Origin of the sequence: Rhodococcus sp. NPDC057014 (assembly GCF_042673295.1) — a bacterium.
Lineage (GTDB): Bacteria > Actinomycetota > Actinomycetes > Mycobacteriales > Mycobacteriaceae > Rhodococcus_F.
In genome coordinates, this window is sequence record NZ_JBHUSF010000590.1 from 1 (window position 1) to 2185 (window position 2185).

At 64.9% G+C, this 2185-nt stretch carries 4 protein-coding genes and 1 pseudogene; 3 read left to right on the top strand and 2 right to left on the bottom strand.

Translation table 11 applies throughout. The annotated features are described in order from the left end of the window. Positions 1-140: pseudogene (locus ACFTZB_RS45170) on the bottom strand (ATP-binding protein); the annotation flags it as partial. Between the two features lie 147 nt (positions 141-287). Beyond that, on the bottom strand, positions 288-533 hold the full coding sequence (locus ACFTZB_RS45175) for a cold shock domain-containing protein (RefSeq protein WP_378442457.1): 246 nt from the start codon (positions 531-533) through the stop codon (positions 288-290). Between the two features lie 484 nt (positions 534-1017). Here ACFTZB_RS45175 and ACFTZB_RS45180 point away from each other — a divergent pair, with 484 nt between their 5' ends. From ACFTZB_RS45180 to ACFTZB_RS45190, 3 genes are read left to right on the top strand one after another with little or no spacing between them, the layout of a single operon-like run. Then, positions 1018-1557: a Dps family protein gene (locus ACFTZB_RS45180; RefSeq protein WP_378442459.1), complete on the top strand. Its 540-nt coding sequence runs from the start codon at positions 1018-1020 to the stop codon at positions 1555-1557. A 38-nt stretch (positions 1558-1595) separates the two neighbouring features. Beyond that, positions 1596-1832 (top strand): CsbD family protein, encoded by a 237-nt coding sequence (locus ACFTZB_RS45185; RefSeq protein WP_378442461.1) that lies wholly within the window; start codon positions 1596-1598, stop codon positions 1830-1832. A 45-nt stretch (positions 1833-1877) separates the two neighbouring features. Beyond that, a complete protein-coding gene (locus tag ACFTZB_RS45190) occupies positions 1878-2141 on the top strand; it encodes a GlsB/YeaQ/YmgE family stress response membrane protein (RefSeq protein ID WP_095864160.1) in 264 nt (87 codons plus the stop codon). Positions 2142-2185: the final 44 nt, after the last annotated feature.

A 2185-nucleotide genomic window follows, 5' to 3' on the forward strand; every position in this document is an offset into this window, starting at 1 on the left:
AGCGTGAAGTCTCCCAGAACGGCGAGCGTTTCCGCCACGGCGCGCACCACGGGCAATTGTTCGAACTCCGCCGCCACACGAAGTTCCACGGGCACACCGGATCTCGTTTTCATTCGTCTAACCTCGTCGACCTCGGCCATCTGCACTCCACGTCTGTGTCGTCGGTTTCTGCGACTCTCGGCAGCGTACCCAGCTGCCGCGGCCCTCAACCCGCCGGCGAACGAAAGCGCGAACGTGTCCCGAATGTGTCCCTGACGTGTGGTTCGACGAACCCGATTCGGTGGGTCTCAGGCGATCCGGACGTCGCGTGCCTGATTGCCGGTGTCGGTGCGGCAGACGGTGAAGCTGACACGCTGCCCGTCCACGAGGACGCGGTGACCGTCTCCCGCGATTTCGGAGACGTGGACGAAGACGTCGTCGGAACCGTCGGCCGGGGCGAGGAACCCGAAACCCTGATCGGCGTTGAACCATCGCACCGTGCCGGTCTGCAGGTCCGTCGACGGGCGGGCAGGCAGTGTGTCGCCTGCGCTCATCGTGCCGCCCTCCGATCGGTGAGGCCGCGGAGCGCGGCGCCGCCTCCCAGGCTCGCAACGAGCAGAACCACGAGCAGAACCACGTTGAGCATTGCGCCTCCTCGGCGTGCACACTTTCGGCCCCCTGGCCGAATCAACCCGAAACTAGTGGGTCTCTGTCGAGTACGGGCCGGTTCGGGCCGAGCGTTTGCGCAATCGAGATCTGGCGGACACAACGCATCCGCGTCACTCGCCACAGAAGATCTGATTTGCCAGACATAGATTTTGTAGTACGGTCGAAGTGTCGGAACTTCAGCGATCGAGTCGAGAACGCGTGGCGACACGAACAGAAGCCGCCGGCGAGGTCAGGGCCCGTGATTCGAGACCTTCCGTCACGGGTACGCGGTGAGTTCACCGGGCGCCGCCCCGACACGCAGGCGACCGAACGGGGTATCCACGCCCCGGGGTTCCGCAGGCAGTCAGCAAGCGAAAGAGAGGACCGAGAATGTCGAAGTTCACCGTGCCAGGTCTTTCCGACGATCAGGGAGCGCGAGTCGCCGACATCCTGCAGAAGCGGCTCAGCGCATACAACGATCTTCATCTGACGCTCAAGCACATTCACTGGAATGTGGTGGGTCCGAACTTCATCGGCGTGCACGAGATGATCGACCCGCAGGTCGAACTGGTGCGCGGCTACGCAGACGCGGTCGCCGAACGCATCGCCGCCCTGGGGAAATCGCCCGACGGCACACCGGCCGCCATCACCCGCGACCGCACGTGGGACGACTACTCGGTGAACCGTGACACGGCGCAGGCGCACCTCGGTGCCCTCGACCTCGTGTACAGCGGCGTCGTCGAGGACAACCGCAGAGCGATCGCCGAAACAGGCGAACTCGACCCGATCACCGAGGACCTCCTCATCGGCCAGACCGGCGAACTCGAGAAGTTCCAGTGGTTCGTGCGCGCCCACCTGGAGAACTCCGGCGGCAGCCTCTCCAACAACGGTGCGCACTCCGAGAAGCAGGCCGCCTCGCAAGCGCGCTGAGCACGGACCGACCATTCCCCTATCGAAAGGTGACGAACATGGCTGAGAACGACAGCGGACCGGCAGAGGCCGTCAAGGGCGTCGTCGAAGACGTCAAGGGCAAAGCGAAGGAAGCCGTGGGTGCGGTGTCCGGCCAGGACGACCTCACCCGCGAGGGCAAGGCGCAGCAGGACAAAGCCGCCGCTCAGCGCGAGGCGGCCGCAAAGGAAGCCGAAGCGGAGAAGGCTCGCGGCAAGGCCGAGGCGCAGGAAGCACGCCAGCGCGCCGAACAGTGACACCGGCGACCGCCGGATGACACTCACCCCTGAAAGGACTGATACGTGCTAGGACTGGGAATTCTGGGCTGGATCATCATCGGCGGCCTCGCCGGGTGGATCGGCAGCAAGATCATGAAGACCGACGCCCAGATGGGGATCATCCTCAACATCGTCGTCGGAGTCGTCGGTGGACTCCTCGGCGGATTCATCCTCAGCCTCTTCGGCACCGACGTCGAAGGCGGCGGCCTCTGGTTCAGCTTCTTCACCTGTCTCCTCGGCGCGGTGATACTCCTGTTCCTGGTCAAGCTCGTGACCGGGCGTCGATAGACGCCCGCATCCCGGAACCGGGCCCGCCCATCACACGATGGGCG

What these genes read in the sequence shown, in the direction of transcription:
- ACFTZB_RS45175 (WP_378442457.1), bottom strand. Translation starts at nt 533, where the DNA reads ATGAGCGCAGGCGACACACTGCCTGCCCGCCCGTCGACGGACCTGCAG.
- ACFTZB_RS45180 (WP_378442459.1), top strand. Translation starts at nt 1,018, where the DNA reads ATGTCGAAGTTCACCGTGCCAGGTCTTTCCGACGATCAGGGAGCGCGA.
- ACFTZB_RS45185 (WP_378442461.1), top strand. Translation starts at nt 1,596, where the DNA reads ATGGCTGAGAACGACAGCGGACCGGCAGAGGCCGTCAAGGGCGTCGTC.